1 protein-coding gene is annotated in these 2,943 nt (G+C 72.6%); it reads left to right on the forward strand.

Annotation, left to right across the window (positions count from 1 at the left end):
- Nucleotides 1-37: 37 nt before the first annotated feature.
- Complete coding sequence (locus D7044_RS10665; protein ID WP_233564939.1) at nt 38-2,863, forward strand: M36 family metallopeptidase; 2,826 nt, start codon at nt 38-40, stop codon at nt 2,861-2,863.
- Nucleotides 2,864-2,943 lie beyond the last annotated feature (80 nt).

A 2,943-nucleotide genomic window follows, 5' to 3' on the forward strand; every position in this document is an offset into this window, starting at 1 on the left:
GACGGCCACCCGGCCCCAACTCCCGAAGGGAGCATCGGTGCCCCGACAACTCTCCCGTGGGCGACGCCATGCGGCGTTGCTACTCTCCACGGCGCTAGTCGCGTCCCTGACCCCACTGGTCGCCCGACCCGCGTGGGCCGAGCCGGAGGGGGCCGGCCCGGCCGCACCGGCCTTCCTCACCGGGCCGAACGAGGGCGCGCCGAACGAGATCGCCCTCCGGTACCTGCGGGCGCACCCGGCCGAGTACGGCGTACTCGCCGCCGACCTCACCGACCTCGCGGTGGCGTCCAGCTACACCAGCCGGCACAACGGCGTGACCCACGTCAACCTGACCCAGCGTCACCAGGGCCGGGAGATCTTCGGCGCCACCGCGACCGTCAACGTCGCCCGCGACGGCAGCGTCGTCTTCGTCGGCGACACCCTGGTCACCGGGCTCACCGAGCCGGCCCCCGCGGCCGCGCCCCTCGACGCCGTCGAGGCGGTCCGGGCCGCCGCCGACGCCCTCGACCTGGCCGAACCCGCCACCCCACGAGTGATGAGCCGCAGCGCCGACCCGGCGCAGCGCACCGTCGTCTCCGGCAGCGGCATCTCCGAACAGCCCATCCCGGCGCGGCTCGGCTGGCAGCCCACCGAGAAGGGCCTCCGGCTCGCCTGGCAGTTGGTGATCGACGACTCCACCGACGTCCACCTCTGGAACGCCACAGTCGACGCCGCCACCGGCGATCTGCTGGGCGCCGACGACTGGACGCACCAGGACGCTCCCGCCGAACTCGCCGCCACCCTGGGCCGCCGGGAGGCGCCGACCCCGGCGATCGCCACGACGAACGGCCACACCCGGCGGATCACCCCGCCGAACCCGGCCCGCGACGGATCCAGCTACCGCGTCTTCGAGTTCCCCAAGGGGGATCCGAACGACGGCCCGCAGAGCCTCGTGCGAAACCCGGCCGACGGGACCGCCTCGCCGTACGGGTGGCACGACACCGACGGCGCGCCGGGGGCCGAGCACACCACCACCCGGGGCAACAACGCGCACGCCTACACCGATCAGGACGCCAACAACCAGGTCGACCCGGGCAGCCCCGCCGAAGGCGGCGCCGGCCTCACCTTCAACTTCCCCGCCGACCTGAACGAGCACCCGCAGACGTACAACGACGCCGCCGTGGTGAACCAGTTCTACTGGTGCAACGTCGTGCACGACCTGACCTACCGGTACGGCTTCGACGAGGCGTCCGGCAACTTCCAGGTCAACAACTACGGGCGGGGCGGCAACGGCGGCGACGACGTGCAGTGCGAGGCGCACGACGGCTCCGGCCAGAACAACGCCAACTTCTCCACCCCGGCCATGGACGGTGGCCGGCCGCGGATGCAGATGTTCCTCTGGCCCGGTAACCAGTTCGGCCTGCCGAACACGGTGACGATCGACGCGGGCCCCGCCGCCGGCACCTACGAGGCGGAGTACGCGCGGTTCACCCCCGCGCCCACCAGCGCCGGCTTCGCCGGCCAGGTGGTGCAGGTGGACGACGGCGTCGACGCGGTCGGTGACGGCTGCACGCCGTACACCCTGCCCGCCGGCGCGATCGCCGTGCTGGATCGCGGCAGCGCCTGCAACTACCACGCCCAGGTGGTCAACGCCGAGGCGGCGGGCGCGGTCGCGGTGGTGGTCGTCAACAACGTCGCCGGCGCACCGGCCGCCATGAACGGCTCCATGGACCCGGAGGTCGGCATCCCCGCCGTCATGGTGAGCCAGGCCGACGGGGCCGCCATCAAGGCCGGCCTGCCGGCCACCGGCCGGGTGCAGCGCAACCTGGACCGCCCCGCCATGCGGGACGCCTCGTTCCGCTCGGAGACGATCTTCCACGAGTACGGCCACGGCGTCTCCAACCGGCTGACCGGCGGCCCGACGATCAACTGCCTGACCGGTGAGGAGCAGATGGGGGAGGGCTGGAGCGACTTCCTCGCCATCGCCTCGCTGCTCAACCCCGCCATCGACGACCCGGAGCAGGCCCGCGGCTACGGCCAGTACGCCCTGTTCCAGGAGAGCCGGGTCGGCCCCGGCATCCGGCCGCGGCCCTACTCGCGGAACATGGAGATCCAGCCGTTCACCTACGACAGCATCAAGACCGGCGGTTGGCTCGACGGCACCTCGCTGGCCGCGCCGCACGGCATCGGGCACGGCTGGGCGGCCGTGCTGTACGACATGACCTGGGACCTCGTCGACCGGCACGGGTTCAACCCGAACGTCTACGAGTCGTGGCGCACCGGCGGCAACAACCTCGCCCTCCAGCTGGTCGTCGACGGCCTGAAGTTGCAGGGCTGCGGCCCCGGCTTCGTGACCGGCCGCAACGCCATCATCGCCGCCGACGCCGTGCTCACCGGCGGGGAGAACGCCTGCACCCTCTGGGCGTCCTTCGCCCGACGCGGCCTCGGCTACAGCGCCGTGCAGGGCACCACCGGACGCAACGACAACTCCGAGGCGTTCGACACCCACCCGTCCTGCCGGGCCGACTTCATCGGTCGGGCCGCGCAACCGGCCCTGAACACCGTGACCGCCGGCAGCGCCGTACCGATGAAGTTCCAGCTGCCCCGCAAGCGCGGCCTGGACATCCTGGCGAGCGGCTCGCCCTACTCACGGCTCGTCGACTGCGACACCCTGCAGACCGTCGGGCCGGACGGCGCGATCACCCCGCGACCCCTTCCGGTCGCCGCCCGCAACCCGGGTGGCTCGCGGATGACGGTCGACGGCAAGGGCCGGTACAACTACCCGTGGAAGACCGACCCGGCGTGGGCCGGCAGCTGCCGTGAGTTCGTGCTGACCCTCGACAACGGCTTCCAGCACCGCGCGTACTTCAAGTTCCGGGACTGACCCGGCGCGTTCGAGATCGGCGGGAGCGTCCCCAGGTGGGGGCGCTCCCGTCGACCGTTCCGGCGGCGACGGACCGGCGG

Origin of the sequence: Micromonospora musae (assembly GCF_003626635.1) — a bacterium.
GTDB lineage: Bacteria > Actinomycetota > Actinomycetes > Mycobacteriales > Micromonosporaceae > Micromonospora > Micromonospora musae.